We start from the raw sequence: 15,444 nt of genomic DNA, 5'->3' as shown, positions 1-15,444 counted from the left end.
ATTTATAAAATTACATTAGGCGTATAGTGTGTATCGGCAATAGAGCTTGTAGAGTGGCGGCGCATTAGCTTCACAGTAAAAAGCAGGTATTTGGCTTTTTACGGTTACTTTTTCGCCAAAGTTTAGTAGTGGTTTGTATTCATTAAAAGCACAAAAGCTCGCCAAGTCAACATGTAATGACTTTTCGATAATAACATTATCCGCTCTGTCTTTTAGTTTTACTAAATCATTCTTACAACAACTTTTGTGAGTGGCATCCTTTTCAGCACAACATGAACTTTCTGCTTCAAGATGATGCGTATTGCAAGGCTCACTTACTTTGTATGCTAAGGAAACCTGAGATATCTCTCCATGACAATAATGCACATTAAGCGCCAGCCCCATATTAGCCAGTAATATGAGCGACGATAGTAGTAAACTTATGTGCTTTTTAAATTGCATAGTGTAGCAAAAGTAGTTATTTCATTTCAATTATTAAAGAATATCCGTTATTCTCTTAGCTTTTTCTGATAGTAAAATGCAGGAATAAAGAGTATTAAGAATAATGGCTGTATTATAAACCGTCTTACATAAAACAATAATAAAAGGTTTACATCGTCGGCATTTATAATCACAAACAGTGCCAATGTAAAAATTATAAAAAAGGCTATATATAAATAGGTGCAAAGTTTAAGTATGGCTTTATCCTTAAATAGTATGTATATAATACCTAAAGATAGCAGGGTATTAAGCGTGTAACGAAATAGCAAACCCAAAAACAGTTTAAAGGAGTTGTACTTCGCTAACGTTTCCGATTCAGTTTTAAAAAATACAAGCAACGGGTCATAAAATAACTGCTCCTGAAAAACACGAACAGAAACTAATAGTACCAACAGCACTAGTATACCTATAACATCAATCGGCTTAAGCTTTATCTTTTTTTGCATTACCTGAAAGTTTCATTACCCATACTACCCACAATACAAATACTACCCCATATATAAATAAAGGAAAAACAATATCGTGTAAAAATTCTTCATATTCAGGATAGTGATAAAAACCAAGTCCTAACAATGCTATACGGGTTATATTAAGTACATGAATTATTACTATACCTGCCAATATATATAAAGAAGTTCTTTTAAATGTTGTAGAAAAAGCTACTATAAAAGCAGTAAATAAAATCATTACACTAATAGCATTACAACCTTCTACCACCCTAAGTACACTATCATTATTTATATAAAAAACAAACGATGCTTCTTTTGAATGTGGTTTTATAGCAGCATTAGCCCCAAACAACTCTGCAACACCTTTACTCTGCTTTGCAACCATAACAGTCATACTATCCGCCTCATTTTTATCAACATCAAACTGACTGAGGTAAAACCAATATACTACGGAAAGTACTAAATAAGAAAGCCCAAATTTTATGAGGAACATAAAAAAAGGACGGTTTTTTTGCCACACACTCATTAATACAATTTTTAACAAAAATAACTAAAACAAAATAAGGCATAATAAATACATTTGTTATTAAATAAATATGAAAGATGACATTTGAAGAATTAAAGCCAAAAGTAACCGATATACTAACAAATACAGATACTTTACGCGATGAAAAGCTTAAACAGGTATGCCACTTACTAAAAGATAATATAGACTATTATGACTGGGTAGGCTTTTACTTTAAAAACGGTGACAAAGAAGAACTGATACTGGGACCATTTGCAGGAGAACCTACAGACCATACAGTAATACCATTTGGTAAAGGAATTTGCGGACAGGTAGCTGTCTCTAATAAAAACTTTGTTGTACCTGATGTAGCAACACAGGACAACTACATATCATGCAATATTAATGTGAAATCAGAGATTGTTGTCCCGCTTTTTGTTGATGGAGAAAATGTAGGGCAAATAGATATTGACTCCAATATAAAAGATGCTTTTAGCGATTTAGACGAGCATTTTTTAGAATTTGTTAACACAGAAGTGGCTAAATTGTTTTAAACTTGCATCTTTTATATCATTTTTGTTATAAAATAGCAATTCAGCACTTACCTATTGCCAATATAGAATTTATAGTTACCTTTGCAGCCAATCAGGATAGACCTGATTATACATAAAAATTATTTAAATAATATTGGCATGTACTTGACTAAAGAAGTAAAAGAAGAAATTTTCTCGAAGCACGGGAAATCTGCAACCGATACAGGTTCTGCAGAAGGACAAATTGCATTATTCACTTTCAGAATTAATCACCTAACAGGGCACCTTAAGCAAAATCGTCACGATTTTAATACAGAGCGCTCACTGGTTAAGCTGGTTGGTAAGAGAAGAAGTCTTCTTGACTACTTAAAGAAAAAAGATATCAATAGGTATCGTGAGATTATAAAAGAATTAAACATCAGAAAATAATCGAGATGAAAAGAGGTGCCTGCGCGCCTCTTTTTAATTTTTAGATATTACATAGAAAAAGTTTTGGTTTTTCATTGGGTTACAAATAACTACAACAACAGCAACAACAACACAACTAAACCCATTGTTTAATCAAAGTATTAGAGTTTATGATTCCAAATGTAACAAGAGAAATCATTGATCTGGGAGATGGAAGAAGTATTTCGATTGAGACTGGTAAACTTGCAAAACAGGCTGATGGTGCTGTAGTGGTACGTATGGGCGATGCCATGCTACTTGCTACAGTAGTTTCAGCCAAGACTGCAAACCCGGGTATCGATTTCTTACCATTAACTGTAGATTACCGTGAAAAATTTGCGGCCGCGGGTCGTTTTCCGGGAGGCTTCTTCAAACGTGAAGCAAGACCAAGTGACAGCGAAGTATTAACTATGAGAATTGTGGATCGTGTTTTACGCCCACTATTCCCAGATGATTATCATGCCGAAACACAGGTAATGATACAGTTAATGTCGCATGACGAAAATGTAATGCCTGATGCACTGGCAGGTTTAGCAGCCTCTGCTGCACTGGCAGTATCAGACGTTCCTTTCAGCACACTGATTTCAGAGGTGCGTGTAGCAAGAGTAGATGGAAAGTTTGTAATAAATCCTAGTAAAGCAGAGTTAGAACAGTCTGACATAGACATGATGATTGGAGCTTCTAAGGATACTATTGCAATGGTGGAAGGTGAGATGAAAGAAATCTCAGAAGCTGAGATGATTGAAGCTATCAAGTTTGCTCACGAAGCCATTAAAGACCAGGTTGCAGCACAAGAAAAACTTAAAGCTGCCATAGCTAAGGAAGTAAGAACTTACGAAGAGGAAGTTAACGACGAGGAGCTATACAGTAAAGTACGCGAACTTACTTATGACAAGTATACCGAAATAGCCAAAACAAAATCGGCTAAGCACGAACGCGGAGAAAAATACGGTTTAGTAGCCGAAGAAGTAAAAGCAACTTTTACTGAAGAAGAATTACTTGAAAAAGAAGAACTGATAAACAAGTACCTTTCTAAAACGCAAAAAGAAGCGGTTAGAAATGTAATACTTGATGAAGGCATTCGCCTTGATGGTAGAAAAACTGACGAAATACGCCCAATATGGTGTGAAGTTGACTACTTACCATCAGTACACGGTTCTGCAATATTCAGCAGAGGGGAAACTCAGGCACTGGCAACAGTAACTTTAGGTACTTCTCGCGAAGCAAATGTAATTGACTTACCTAGTGAACAGGGAGAAGAAAAATTCTACCTGCACTACAACTTCCCTCCTTTCTCTACAGGAGAAGCAAGACCTTTAAGAGGTACTTCAAGACGTGAAGTTGGTCACGGTAACCTTGCACAACGTGCGTTAAAAGGTATGATTCCTGCTGAAACACCATACACAGTACGTATAGTATCAGAAGTACTTGAATCAAACGGTTCATCATCTATGGCAACAGTATGTGCGGGTACGCTTGCACTTATGGATGCCGGTATAAAAATGAAAAAACCGGTTTCAGGTATTGCTATGGGTCTTATATCTGATGATAAAACAGGACGTTGGGCTGTACTTTCTGACATACTTGGGGATGAAGATCACTTAGGTGATATGGACTTTAAGGTAACAGGTACTAAAGATGGTATTACGGCTTGCCAAATGGATATAAAAATAGACGGTCTTAAATATGAAATCATGGAGCAGGCACTTGAGCAGGCACGTGAAGGTCGTTTACATATACTTGGCAAACTAACTGAAGTTATTGACACTCCTAGAGAAGACGTTAAACGTCATGCTCCTAAAATAATTAAAACTACTATTCCAGAAGAGTACATTGGTGCACTTATTGGTCCTGGTGGTAAAGTTATACAAGAGCTGCAAAAAGCTACTGAAACTACTATAGTTATTACAGAAGGTGAAGGTGTTGGTGAAGTTGAAATATTAGGTACAAGTCCGGAAGGAATTCAGGCAGTACTTGATAAAATCAAATCAATTACTTTTAAACCAACTGTAGGAGAAACGTACTCCGTTAAAGTAATTAAAATGCTTGACTTTGGTGCTGTAGTAGAGTATGTACAAGCTCCCGGTAACGAAGTGCTTTTACACGTAAGTGAATTAGCTTGGGAACGTACTGAAAATGTTTCTGACGTTGTTAATTTAGGCGATGTATTTGATGTTAAGTATTTTGGTACAGACCCTAAAACACGTAAAGAAAAAGTTTCAAGAAAAGCGTTATTACCACGCCCACCGAGAGATGAGAACAGACCTCCGAGAGAAGATCGCCCAAGAGATAATAACAGAGGGAGAGACAATCGCGGTAGAGATGACAGAAACTCTCGTAACAGAGATAATAAAAGAGAGCGCAGAGAAGATAACGATAATCAAGAATCGTAATTAATCTGTAATTTCAAGATAATAAAAGCCTGCTTGTTTAGCAGGCTTTTTTATTTTAACAACATTTAGTTATATAAGAATTTTAATGATTTTTATTGCTATTTAATGAAAAAAAGATAACTTTCGCCAATAAAACCTTAATTCAATTATTAAAATGAAAAGAACAGCTAAATTTTTCGCTCTGGCTTTTACAGCCTCTCTACTTCTAACTTCCTGTTACACATATACTACTGTAGTAGGAAAAGGAGCGCAAGGTAATCAAACTGTAAAAAAATGGAATCATTATGTAGTGTATGGTCTTGCTCCTGTAGGAGTATCTGATGCTAAAGAAATGGCAGGCGGAGCAACTGATTATACTGTAACTACAGAACAAAGTTTTGTTAATGGCTTAGTTTCTGCTTTAACATTCGGTTTGTATTCACCTACAACAACTACAGTTACTAAATAATTAACTTATTGCGGGAAGTATATACTTCCCGCAAATTACCTATTTTTAAGTTGAAAAAAATTCTATTTTACACAGTTGGTTTAATAACATTCATATTATTAATTGATATAATATCAAAACTTATAAATGATATGGATCGATTAACTAATTACGGTTGGGGGTATATTACAGGTAAATTAATTTTATTTGCAGTATCACTTATCACTTTCCTCATCCTATATACAAAAGTGTTTCGAAAAAAATCTAACTAACCCACCTGTTAGTTAAACCACTTATGCTTTTTTATTGACTCTCCTTTGCGTATCAGCCAAGCATGATAACAACTAGGCACATCATGTGTCCATCGTGGTAATAGCAGAATAATAAGATAAACATCTATATGAGATATAATACCAAAAATTATGGCTAAAGTCAGCGGTAAACCTGCATACCCAAAGCCGAGTATCGAAACAAAAGCTATAAACAATGTTATTCCCCACAGTTTAGAAAGTAAAGCATGTGTACAGGTTTCTTTACCAAACTTGGCAATGCTTAATACATAGGTCAATCCCTCCATTACAAAAATTGTAATTATAGCGTATTTGTGTGCAACAATAATCTCAGGATTCAATAGCCAGGCACACCAGCCTGCACAAAGCCAAAAAATTAAATCGGTTTGGCTATCCATTCGGCGTAATTTTTCTGATGCAACTCCCATGCTACGGGCAATTATACCATCAAAAATATCAGATAGTATCCCTAACAGTAAAAGGATAACCAATACCAGTCTTATAGTATCGGTATAAGTGTAGGTCAGCGATATCATAAAAGGCCCCAAAATAAGGCGAAATAAAATAAATAATACAGGTAGTTTTTTCATGCTTATAGTAATTTAAAAGTTAATAATGGGTAGTGAGCGTTTCTCGTTTACATTCCAAAGCCCTAACTGAAAACCCTTTACTTTTTTAGCCTTATTAAAAATTCCAATTTGGATTCCTGTCATATTACCTGCTTCATTATAGCCTCCAAGTTGTAAACCCACCATACTATTACGCGCCATATTAATAGCACCAACCTGCAGTCCTTTAAAATCATCTGCACTATTACCAAAAGACAGTAAAACACCACTTGCTTTATCAGTAGTATTACTAATACCTGCTATATGCAAACCATTCATTTCGTATGTATAATTATAAAAAGCTGTTATACTTAAACCATTTGTGATTCTTCCGGCATTAAAAACAGAAAGGTTTAATCCATTTATTATCCCCCCTCCTAAAAAACCTCCAACAGCAATATGCACACCATTTACAGTTGTTGGTACTGAATACTTTATCATACTTTTTCTTGGCTCAACCATGAGAACAATAAAAGGAGTCAATGGATTTACTTCAAGGTTAAGTCCATTAACTGTTACAGACTGGCTACCTCTATTCAGTTCATGTCCTACCCCAAAAGTTAAACCATTTACTTTACCTGTATATTTTGAAACAGGTGTAAAACTGAAAACTTTTGTTTTTAGAGTATCTGCTACCTGAGAGTACATAGTCCCCATAAAGAACATAGCAATTAAAAATGACGTGATTACTTTCATAATTATTGGTTTTTTGATGGACCAAAACTATTGTGATTACAGCAAATTAATTTGTGGTAACTAATTAAAATAAAAACTACATTTGTGTTTTTCGCAATTATGGATAATCAGGAAAAACTTTTAAAAGCCATTAGAACACAGTTACCCAAAACAGCCTCTGTTATAGAAGAAATAGCTACTGTACTAAACATAAGCTATGATGCTTCACATCGCAGAGTATCGCAAAAAAGTAAATTTTCTATAGAAGAAACTATTTTGCTATGCAAGCATTTTTCACTTTCTATGGATTTACTTTTTACTGACAACAGTAAAGTAATTGTTGAGAAAACGAGCGAAATCCATTCTTTAACCGATATGGATAAATACTTTAAAGAGTCGGCTGCCAAACTGGAATATTTTAAAAACACTTCTAATGCTAAAATGTATTATTCCGCTAAAGACATACCGTTATTCCACACCATAGGCGGTACATTGCTTTCTAAATTTAAATTATATGTATGGTTAAATTTGCTGGCAGGAACACAACAGGAAGATACTTTCGAAAACTTTACCCCCAACCGATCTCTTATGGAGGACAGTATGAAGTTAAAAACAGTATACGAAAATATAGAAGTGCATGAAATTTGGAACGACACTACTATAAACAGTAGCCTGCAACAAATATATTACTACTATCAGGCAGGGCTACTTTCTGCTACTAACGCCCGCCTGCTTTGTGAAGACTTAAAAGAAATAATACAAAAAGTAGAAGAACGCTGCTGCAACAAAAACTCAAGGTTTTATTTATACTATAATGAGCTATTGATTTTAAATAACAATGTACTGGTAACTGCGCCTGAAAAACAATCCTTGTTTGTTCCCTATACTATGCTTGGTTATTTTATTACCAATGATAAAGACACATGCAGTAATACCAAAACGTTTTTTGAAAATCAGATAAAAAATTCAAAATCACTCAATCAATCAGGAACTCGTGACAGAAAAATATTTTTTAACAGGGCATTACAAAAAATAAATTTATACTCGCAACGCATTGATAATGAATTAGATTTAAGTCTATAAGTAATTTTTAAATTATTTATTTAAAAAAATTGTTACTTCTGTGTAACTTTTTCAGGCTTCGTTACGTATAACTTATTACACACTTTATAAATAAGTTTTTTAGGATTTTTGCATGAGACAACTTAAAATCACGAAGCAGGTAACCAACAGGGAAACTGCATCTTTAGACAAGTACCTTCAGGAAATAGGAAAAGTAGACTTAATTACAGCAGATGAGGAGGTAGAATTAGCACAACGCATTAAAGCCGGAGACCAGAGAGCTCTTGAAAAACTTACCAAAGCCAACCTTCGTTTCGTAGTATCGGTAGCTAAACAGTACCAAAACCAGGGATTAACGCTTCCTGACCTTATTAATGAGGGTAATTTAGGACTGATTAAAGCAGCACAACGTTTTGATGAAACACGTGGATTTAAATTTATATCCTACGCTGTTTGGTGGATTCGTCAGTCTATACTACAGGCATTAGCAGAACAGTCTCGTATTGTTAGGCTTCCGCTAAATAAAATTGGTTCTATTAACAAGATTAACAAAATGTATGCATTACTTGAACAAAGTAGTGAGCGTGCTCCTTCGGCAGAAGAAATTGCGAAAGAGCTGGACATGACTGTTAATGATGTTAAAGAGAGTATGAAAAACTCAGGGCGTCACTTATCAATGGATGCTCCGCTTGTAGAAGGTGAAGATTCGAACCTATACGATGTACTTCGTTCAGGTGAGTCTCCAAACCCAGACCGTGAGCTTATACATGAGTCGCTTCGTACTGAAATAGAGAGAGCTTTAGAAACACTTACACCTCGTGAAGCTGATGTTGTAAGACTTTACTTTGGTTTAGGCGACCAACACCCTATGACACTTGAAGAAATAGGTGAAACTTTTGATCTTACACGTGAGCGTGTACGTCAAATTAAAGAAAAGGCTATCAGAAGGTTAAAACATACTTCAAGAAGTAAGATATTAAAAACTTATTTAGGATAGGTTTTTAGAGTTACAAAAAGTATAGTCTTATTTCATATTTTATTTAAAATTTGTATTTTGGCATCGCTAAATGCGAAAATAAAATACTAAAAATATAAAAAGCACTTACAGTTTAATAACTGTTCGTTTTTTGATTGATGATTGAACTCCGGCTGATTACCGGAGTTTTTCATTTTATATAACTAACGTAACTGGTTTAGTTTTCTTAAATATCGTTTTTCCTCGCTTATACTGTACAACTTTCCACTTTATGACTTTACGACTATAAAGAGTATCTTTGCAAAATAAAAACACAACTTTTTTATAACTACTTCAATGAAAAAAGCACTAATTGCACCATCAGTTCTTTCGGCTGATTTTGGTAATCTTCAGCGTGATGTTGAAATGATTAATAACAGTGAGGCTGATTGGTTTCATATTGATATTATGGATGGCGTTTTTGTACCTAACATATCATTTGGTATGCCGGTATTACAAGCCATAACCAAACATGCCAAAAAAACAATTGATGTACACTTAATGATTGTAAACCCTGACCAGTATATTAAAACATTTGCTGAACTGGGTGCTACCAACTTAACCGTACACTACGAAGCATGTACACACCTACACCGCACACTACAAGCTATAAAAGCTGAAGGTATGAAAGCAGGTGTTGCCTTAAACCCACATACTAATGTTAGCTTGTTAGAAGATGTAATAAACGATATTGATGTTGTTTGTATGATGAGCGTTAACCCTGGTTTTGGCGGACAGTCGTTTATTGAGAACACTTACAATAAAGTTAAAAAGCTAAAAGATATTATTACTAAAAACGGCGCTTCTACCTTGATTGAGATTGATGGTGGTGTAAACGACAAAAATGCAGGCAAACTATTAGCAGCAGGAGCTGATGTATTAGTAGCCGGTAACTTTGTATTTAAGTCAGATAACCCAACTGAAACAATTGCTAAACTAAAAGAAATAACAGCAAAATAAAACTGCAAGCACATAATATACTGTTCCAAAAAGGGAATGCCACTTGGCATTCCCTTTTTTTATTCTCGTTTATCAAAAATTACTCAACCTTAAATAAAAATAAAATACTTTATAAATTATTTTTTTAGGCAAATCTAAACATATACTTTTGTGCAACTAACTTAAAATAGGGTATGAGAAAAATATACTATTTATTATTCTTTATTAGTGCAATAGCATTTGCTCAAAAAGGCAAGCTATCAGGACAAGTTTCGGGTTCAGGAGCTCCTATACCAGCAGTTACAGTATCAGTACCGGAGCTAAGCATTTTAATAGCTGCAGACGAAAATGGTAACTATCAAATTAATAACATCCCTTATGGAACGTATAAAGTAACGTTTAGCTTTATTGGGTTTGAAACTCAAAAGAAAAAAGTTACGATTAATAAACCTGCTACTGTATTAAATATTCAGCTTAAGGAAAGTAATACAGCACTTGATGAAGTGGTTATTACAGGTACAATGCGAGAAGTAAGGCGAGCAGACAGCCCCGTACCTGTAGAGATTATAACACCTAAGCTATTTAAAAAGAACCCTACAACCAGCCTTTTTGAAGCGGTTGGTATGGTTAACGGCGTACAGCCACAATTAAACTGTAATGTGTGTAACACCGGTGATATACATATCAACGGTATGGAAGGGCCTTATACCCTTATATTAATTGATGGTATGCCTATAGTTAGTGCATTATCTACTGTATATGGTCTTAACGGTATCCCAAACAGCCTTGTAGAACGTATTGAAGTAGTAAAAGGCCCTGCATCTTCCCTATACGGTTCTGAAGCTATGGGGGGCATTATAAACGTTATTACTAAGAACCCTGACAGGGCACCTGTGATAAGTGCGGATAGTTTCCTTACCAGTTGGGGAGAGCTTAGTGTTGACGTAGGAGGAAAATTTACTGCAGGAAAAGCAACATCATTAATCGGGGTTAATTACTTTAACTACAACAGTAGAATTGATAACAACGGGGATAACTTTACCGATATGACACTCCAAAACCGCGTATCGATATTCAATAAATGGAACTTTGAAAGAAAGAACAACAGGGTTGCCAGTCTTGGTGCGAGATACGTTTATGAAGACCGTTGGGGTGGCGAAATGAACTGGGGCAAGCAATGGCGCGGTAGCGACAGTATTTATGGCGAAAGTATCTATACAAAACGCTTAGAGGTAATAGGGTTATACCAATTACCGTTCTCAGAAAGTATATTCACTCAGTTTTCCTATAACTACCACAACCAAAACTCATGGTATGGTAACACGCCCTACATGGCAGATCAGCATGTAGGGTTCTTACAAACCTATTGGGATAAACCAATTGGTGATAACCACACCTTACTATTAGGTGCTTCTATGCGCTACACAGTATATGATGATAATACTCCTGCTACAGCATCAGCAGATGGCACTGATAACAAACCTAACGAAACTCCCCTACCGGGACTTTTTATTCAGGATGAGTGGAAACTAAATGAAAAACATAAATTATTAGGTGGCTACCGATTTGATTATGATAAAAACCATGGCGGGGTACACTCCCCAAGAGTAGCGTATAAGTTTGCTCCGAATACCAACAATACAATAAGAGCAAGTTTTGGTACAGGATTTAGGGTAGTTAATTTATTTACCGAAGACCACGCTGCACTTACAGGAGCCAGAGAAGTAATTATTGCAGAAGAACTTGACCCTGAACGTTCGTATAATGCTAACCTGAACTATGTTTTAAAAGTACCTACGGACAGTTTCTTTTTAAACTTTGATATTACAGGGTTCTACACTTACTTTACGAATAAAATTGTTGGTGATTTTGATTCTGACCCTAATAAAATTATTTATGATAACCTGAGAGGGCATGCTATATCGCAAGGTGTATCGCTTAATGTTGATGCTACCTTTACGTTCCCGTTAAAAATAATGGCAGGAATATCATATATGGATGTTTTCCAGAAAGAAGAAAACGAAACAGGGAGGTTAGAAAGGATACAGCAGTTACATGCTCCAAAATGGTCGGGTAACTTTATAGGTACCTATAAGCTACCTAATAACTACTCTGTTGATGTAACAGGTAACTGGTACGGCCCTATGCGCTTGCCTATATTACCAAATGATTACAGACCTGAATATTCGCCTTGGTTTTGTATTACAAATATACAGTTCACCAAAAAGTTTGATTACGGGCTTGAAATATATACGGGTATGAAAAACATATTTGATTTTGTGCCAAAAGACCCAATAATAAGACCTTTTGACCCATTTGATAAGTATACTGATGTAAACAACCCTAACGGTTATACTTTTGATCCTAGTTATAATTATGCATCTTTACAAGGCAGAAGAGTTTTTATAGGTATGCGTTATAACCTGTTTTAAAAATTAAAAAACCTGATATTATGAAGAAAGCACAAGCAAATAAAACCACCTCTATAAAGAGAATTATCTGCTTGTGCTTTTTATTGTTATTTCCTGTTATTGGTATAGCACAAACTGATAAAACACAAAAAAGTTATACTACGAGTTTTGAATCCCTCAGTGACAGTATTAACTTAAACCCTAAGCCCATACTCATCAAAATATATGCTGACTGGTGTGCAGTTTGTAAAATTCAGGATAAAAAAATTGAGAAAGACACAGCAATTCAAAAACTGCTTTCGGAAAAAGTTTATTACCTCACCCTAAATGCAGAAAGTAAAGAAACAATAGTTTTTAATAGTAAAAGTTATAGTTACAAACCTAACGGAACTAAAAGTGGTCATCACGAATTGGCTACATTATTAACTTACGGCAGTTCGGAATATCCTTATTGGGTACTGCTTTCACCCGATTATAAAGAAATGGGGAGCTATAGCGGACTACTTAATGAAGAACAGTTAAAAAAAGTACTTAGCAGTATTAAGTAAAGTTACTTAGAGCTATCCTTCTTTAAAATTAATCATCACTTTTACGTGTTTATATAGTGTAGGAAACTTTCTGGAAAACTCTTGAGGCGTTTCAAAAAAGTGTTCCAGTAAAACGGCTATAAACTCATATTTATTGGTAAAGGCATACTCACGGAAATAACCCGCATCAATAAGTTTTTGTTTATTTCTTGAATCGTTTGCATAGTCTACTACTTTCGTAAAAGCATCATGAAAAATAACCGATGATGTCCCTACTCTTCTCCTTCGCATAGCATCAGTATGCAATACATGGGCAAACTCGTGTAAGCCTAAATTCAGGTTATCATTACTATACCGTAAACCTTCTTCAAAATGCTTCCATGAAAAAACAACGGCACCTGCAAGGGCATTAAACTCTCCTTTATGGTAGTCTCCGCTAACTGACATAAATACATCAGGGTATACTATTATAACTGAGAATATATTGGGCAAATACCCACGCATACCAAAAGTTAGCATAACAGCAGTACCAGCTATTTTTACTTTCATTTCTTCGGTTACGGTAAGCCCGTCTCTGCCTACAAAACCATAATTATTTATAAAGCTTGCCACACGGTGACGAAAATATTTTTTACGCCTATGCGACAGCCTGTTATAAAAAGGAAAGTTTTGTTTTAAAATAAACTCCTGAGATGAGATTAGCTTTTTAGTTACAGGATATAGGTGTACATATAAAGGTTTATTAAAAAGTAAAATATAAGTAGGTTCTATTAATGCCGAAAAAATAAATATTAGTGTGCCCACCCCTACTAAAGCAACAACCAGCAGGATTACTATTAAACTTATTATATCTGCCATTTTTCGTAAGAAAAAGCCGGGATAAACCCGGCTTTTATTTATTTATATAATTTTTTTACTATTCTGTATATGCTAACTCAATGTACATACTCATAAATGCTGTATCAGATACGGTATTTTTAAGTTCTCCATCAACAAAAATTTGCATTACATAAGGGCACGCCCCACTTGTCAGTTCGCCTAAATCCATTGTAACTTTTGTATCAATTGCAGCACCTTCTTCTAATTCTACAGTTTTAGACCAAGTAGTTACACCTTCAAGCGACTCTGAAACCTCTACCATAGCACCTGTTGCATCTTTATATTCAATAATATCTATAACAGGATCTTCAACAGTTATTTTATACTCTACCTCGTGAGTATTGCTATTGTCATCATTGTTTACAGCATCGCCGTTATCGTCACTACTACATGAGGTAGTAAAAAAAACTAATGATAATACCAGAAATAAGAAAGAACTTCTTTTAAATGTTGTTGTCATTTTTTTAATTAGATTTTGTTTATGATAATTTATAATTGTTACTATTTATGAGATAAAATTCCCTTTTTTAATATCTGCCCAAACTCATACATATCCTCATAAGAACAGTAGAACGGTACAGGTGCAAGGCGTATAACATTTGGCTCTCTCCAATCAGTTATTACCCCATTCTCCATTAAATAATCAAATAAAGCCCTCCCTTCTCCATGTAAGAAAACGGATAACTGGCAAGCTCTTTCTTTAGGATTAGTTGGTGTAATTATTTCAAAAGTACTATCTACTTCTTTATCTATTTCATGAAGTATATATTCAAGATAAGAGGTTATACAATCTCTTTTCTGTATTAAAGCAGGCATACCCACTTCATCAAACATTTCTACAGATGCCAAGTATGGTGCAAGTGATAGTATAGGCAAATTACTTATCTGCCATCCATCAGCCCCGCGAACAGGATCAAATTCAGGCTCCATTAAAAAACGACGGTCTTTATTATGTCCCCACCATCCTGCAAAGCGTGGTAAATCCATATCATTATGGTGCATTTCGTGTACAAAAGCACCGGATGCATTACCCGGTCCTGAGTTCATATACTTGTAACTGCACCATGCAGCAAAGTCTACATTCCAGTTGTGCAGGTCTAAGTGAATATTCCCCGCAGCATGGGCTAAATCCCAACCTACATAAGCACCTGCTTCCTGTCCTGCTGCTGTAATGGTTTCCATATCAAAAACCTGTCCTGTGTAGTAGTTTACACCACCTATTAAAACAAGTGCCAGTTCATCACCTGCTTCTTTAATAGTATTTAAAATATCTTCTTTACGGATGTTGTGTTCTCCCGGTCTTCGTTTAATCTCAATAATAGCATCTTCCGGTTCGTAACCGTGAAAACGTACCTGACTTTTTATCATGTACTGGTCACTGGGAAAGGCTTTTTCCTCGCATATTATTTTGTACTTTTTAGGTGTTGGCCTGTAAAAAGTAACCATAAGTAAATGCAAGTTTACCGTTAAGGTATTCATTACCGTTATTTCACTTGGGAAAGCTCCAACTATTTTACTTAAAGGTTCTGCAAAACGCTCGTGGTAGTCCCACCAAGGCTTATCAGCATAAAAGTGTCCCTCTACCGCAAGTTTAGCCCAATCATCCATTACCTCATCTACATACGCTTTAGTTCGCTTAGGCTGTAATCCAAGTGAGTTTCCTGTAAAATATATAACCTGTTTCCCGTTTACATGCGGGAAAATAAACTCGTCTCTATATTTAGACAGCTTGTCTTTTGCATCAAGTTGTTGTGCAAATTCGCGTGTATTTTGAAATTCCATTTTGTAGTAGTGTGTTTGTGTG

At 35.3% G+C, this 15,444-nt stretch carries 17 protein-coding genes; 9 read left to right on the top strand and 8 right to left on the bottom strand.

The features are described from left to right. Positions 1-15 precede the first annotated feature (15 nt). Genes IEW45_RS04455 through xrtF form a run of 3 tightly spaced genes read right to left on the bottom strand, consistent with a single transcriptional unit; the run spans position 16 to position 1,455 of the window. Positions 16-441, bottom strand: a complete 426-nt coding sequence (locus IEW45_RS04455) for an HYC_CC_PP family protein (RefSeq protein ID WP_188620027.1) — start codon at positions 439-441, stop codon at positions 16-18. A gap of 47 nt (positions 442-488) precedes the next feature. After that, entirely contained in the window at positions 489-926 is a 438-nt protein-coding gene (locus IEW45_RS04450) for an exosortase F system-associated membrane protein (protein ID WP_188620026.1), read from the bottom strand. Then, the gene (gene xrtF / locus IEW45_RS04445; protein WP_188620025.1) at positions 904-1,455 is read right to left on the bottom strand and encodes an exosortase family protein XrtF; all 552 of its coding nucleotides are present in this window, start codon (positions 1,453-1,455) and stop codon (positions 904-906) included. Before xrtF ends, IEW45_RS04450 begins: the two co-directional genes overlap by 23 nt. Before the next feature lie 77 nt (positions 1,456-1,532). Here xrtF and IEW45_RS04440 point away from each other — a divergent pair, with 77 nt between their 5' ends. The 4 genes from IEW45_RS04440 (at position 1,533) to IEW45_RS04425 (ending at position 5,255) form a co-directional block, all read left to right on the top strand. Then, positions 1,533-1,988 carry an XrtF-associated fRMsr-like GAF protein gene (locus IEW45_RS04440; protein ID WP_188620024.1) on the top strand — a complete coding sequence of 152 codons (456 nt, stop codon included), beginning with the start codon at positions 1,533-1,535 and terminating at the stop codon, positions 1,986-1,988. Between the two features lie 138 nt (positions 1,989-2,126). Then, a complete protein-coding gene (gene rpsO, locus IEW45_RS04435; protein WP_188620023.1) occupies positions 2,127-2,396 on the top strand; it encodes a 30S ribosomal protein S15 in 270 nt (89 codons plus the stop codon). Positions 2,397-2,545: 149 nt separating this feature from the next. Next, positions 2,546-4,807, top strand: a complete 2,262-nt coding sequence (locus tag IEW45_RS04430; protein ID WP_188620022.1) for a polyribonucleotide nucleotidyltransferase — start codon at positions 2,546-2,548, stop codon at positions 4,805-4,807. Between the two features lie 154 nt (positions 4,808-4,961). Continuing rightward, positions 4,962-5,255, top strand: a complete 294-nt coding sequence (locus IEW45_RS04425) for a Bor family protein (protein ID WP_188620021.1) — start codon at positions 4,962-4,964, stop codon at positions 5,253-5,255. Between the two features lie 259 nt (positions 5,256-5,514). Here IEW45_RS04425 and IEW45_RS04420 read toward each other — a convergent pair whose 3' ends face one another. Both IEW45_RS04420 and IEW45_RS04415 read right to left on the bottom strand, forming a co-directional pair. Then, positions 5,515-6,114: a CDP-alcohol phosphatidyltransferase family protein gene (locus IEW45_RS04420; protein WP_188620020.1), complete on the bottom strand. Its 600-nt coding sequence runs from the start codon at positions 6,112-6,114 to the stop codon at positions 5,515-5,517. A 12-nt stretch (positions 6,115-6,126) separates the two neighbouring features. Then, entirely contained in the window at positions 6,127-6,828 is a 702-nt protein-coding gene (locus tag IEW45_RS04415) for an LA_2272 family surface repeat-containing protein (RefSeq protein ID WP_188620019.1), read from the bottom strand. An 84-nt stretch (positions 6,829-6,912) separates the two neighbouring features. On the opposite strand from IEW45_RS04415, the gene IEW45_RS04410 reads away from it, so the two are divergent. The 5 genes from IEW45_RS04410 to IEW45_RS04390 all read left to right on the top strand — a co-directional run bounded on the left by IEW45_RS04410 (position 6,913) and on the right by IEW45_RS04390 (position 12,782). Further along, positions 6,913-7,890 (top strand): hypothetical protein, encoded by a 978-nt coding sequence (locus IEW45_RS04410; protein WP_229665890.1) that lies wholly within the window; start codon positions 6,913-6,915, stop codon positions 7,888-7,890. A 112-nt stretch (positions 7,891-8,002) separates the two neighbouring features. Beyond that, on the top strand, positions 8,003-8,866 hold the full coding sequence (locus tag IEW45_RS04405; protein ID WP_114677033.1) for a sigma-70 family RNA polymerase sigma factor: 864 nt from the start codon (positions 8,003-8,005) through the stop codon (positions 8,864-8,866). A gap of 315 nt (positions 8,867-9,181) precedes the next feature. Then, positions 9,182-9,844 (top strand): ribulose-phosphate 3-epimerase, encoded by a 663-nt coding sequence (gene rpe, locus IEW45_RS04400; RefSeq protein WP_188620018.1) that lies wholly within the window; start codon positions 9,182-9,184, stop codon positions 9,842-9,844. A 173-nt stretch (positions 9,845-10,017) separates the two neighbouring features. Further along, entirely contained in the window at positions 10,018-12,255 is a 2,238-nt protein-coding gene (locus IEW45_RS04395; protein ID WP_188620017.1) for a TonB-dependent receptor, read from the top strand. Between the two features lie 20 nt (positions 12,256-12,275). Next, positions 12,276-12,782 carry a thioredoxin family protein gene (locus IEW45_RS04390; RefSeq protein ID WP_188620016.1) on the top strand — a complete coding sequence of 169 codons (507 nt, stop codon included), beginning with the start codon at positions 12,276-12,278 and terminating at the stop codon, positions 12,780-12,782. A 12-nt stretch (positions 12,783-12,794) separates the two neighbouring features. Here IEW45_RS04390 and IEW45_RS04385 read toward each other — a convergent pair whose 3' ends face one another. From IEW45_RS04385 to kynU, 3 genes are read right to left on the bottom strand one after another with little or no spacing between them, the layout of a single operon-like run. Continuing rightward, on the bottom strand, positions 12,795-13,619 hold the full coding sequence (locus IEW45_RS04385) for a zinc-dependent peptidase (RefSeq protein ID WP_188620015.1): 825 nt from the start codon (positions 13,617-13,619) through the stop codon (positions 12,795-12,797). Positions 13,620-13,677: 58 nt separating this feature from the next. After that, positions 13,678-14,100 (bottom strand): hypothetical protein, encoded by a 423-nt coding sequence (locus IEW45_RS04380; RefSeq protein ID WP_188620014.1) that lies wholly within the window; start codon positions 14,098-14,100, stop codon positions 13,678-13,680. A 41-nt stretch (positions 14,101-14,141) separates the two neighbouring features. Then, the gene (gene kynU, locus IEW45_RS04375) at positions 14,142-15,422 is read right to left on the bottom strand and encodes a kynureninase (protein ID WP_188620013.1); all 1,281 of its coding nucleotides are present in this window, start codon (positions 15,420-15,422) and stop codon (positions 14,142-14,144) included. Positions 15,423-15,444: the final 22 nt, after the last annotated feature.

It is taken from the genome of Flavobacterium suaedae (assembly GCF_014642915.1).
Classification (GTDB): Bacteria; Bacteroidota; Bacteroidia; order Flavobacteriales; family Flavobacteriaceae; genus Flavobacterium; species Flavobacterium suaedae.
This window is presented reverse-complemented; position numbering and strand designations above follow the sequence as displayed.

Bases quoted from the DNA above. Each gene is read 5' to 3' on its own strand.
- IEW45_RS04455 (WP_188620027.1), bottom strand. From the start codon at position 441: ATGCAATTTAAAAAGCACATAAGTTTACTACTATCGTCGCTCATATTA.
- IEW45_RS04450 (WP_188620026.1), bottom strand. From the start codon at position 926: ATGCAAAAAAAGATAAAGCTTAAGCCGATTGATGTTATAGGTATACTA.
- xrtF (WP_188620025.1), bottom strand. From the start codon at position 1,455: ATGAGTGTGTGGCAAAAAAACCGTCCTTTTTTTATGTTCCTCATAAAA.
- IEW45_RS04440 (WP_188620024.1), top strand. From the start codon at position 1,533: ATGACATTTGAAGAATTAAAGCCAAAAGTAACCGATATACTAACAAAT.
- rpsO (WP_188620023.1), top strand. From the start codon at position 2,127: ATGTACTTGACTAAAGAAGTAAAAGAAGAAATTTTCTCGAAGCACGGG.
- IEW45_RS04430 (WP_188620022.1), top strand. From the start codon at position 2,546: ATGATTCCAAATGTAACAAGAGAAATCATTGATCTGGGAGATGGAAGA.
- IEW45_RS04425 (WP_188620021.1), top strand. From the start codon at position 4,962: ATGAAAAGAACAGCTAAATTTTTCGCTCTGGCTTTTACAGCCTCTCTA.
- IEW45_RS04420 (WP_188620020.1), bottom strand. From the start codon at position 6,114: ATGAAAAAACTACCTGTATTATTTATTTTATTTCGCCTTATTTTGGGG.
- IEW45_RS04415 (WP_188620019.1), bottom strand. From the start codon at position 6,828: ATGAAAGTAATCACGTCATTTTTAATTGCTATGTTCTTTATGGGGACT.
- IEW45_RS04405 (WP_114677033.1), top strand. From the start codon at position 8,003: ATGAGACAACTTAAAATCACGAAGCAGGTAACCAACAGGGAAACTGCA.
- rpe (WP_188620018.1), top strand. From the start codon at position 9,182: ATGAAAAAAGCACTAATTGCACCATCAGTTCTTTCGGCTGATTTTGGT.
- IEW45_RS04395 (WP_188620017.1), top strand. From the start codon at position 10,018: ATGAGAAAAATATACTATTTATTATTCTTTATTAGTGCAATAGCATTT.
- IEW45_RS04390 (WP_188620016.1), top strand. From the start codon at position 12,276: ATGAAGAAAGCACAAGCAAATAAAACCACCTCTATAAAGAGAATTATC.
- IEW45_RS04385 (WP_188620015.1), bottom strand. From the start codon at position 13,619: ATGGCAGATATAATAAGTTTAATAGTAATCCTGCTGGTTGTTGCTTTA.
- IEW45_RS04380 (WP_188620014.1), bottom strand. From the start codon at position 14,100: ATGACAACAACATTTAAAAGAAGTTCTTTCTTATTTCTGGTATTATCA.
- kynU (WP_188620013.1), bottom strand. From the start codon at position 15,422: ATGGAATTTCAAAATACACGCGAATTTGCACAACAACTTGATGCAAAA.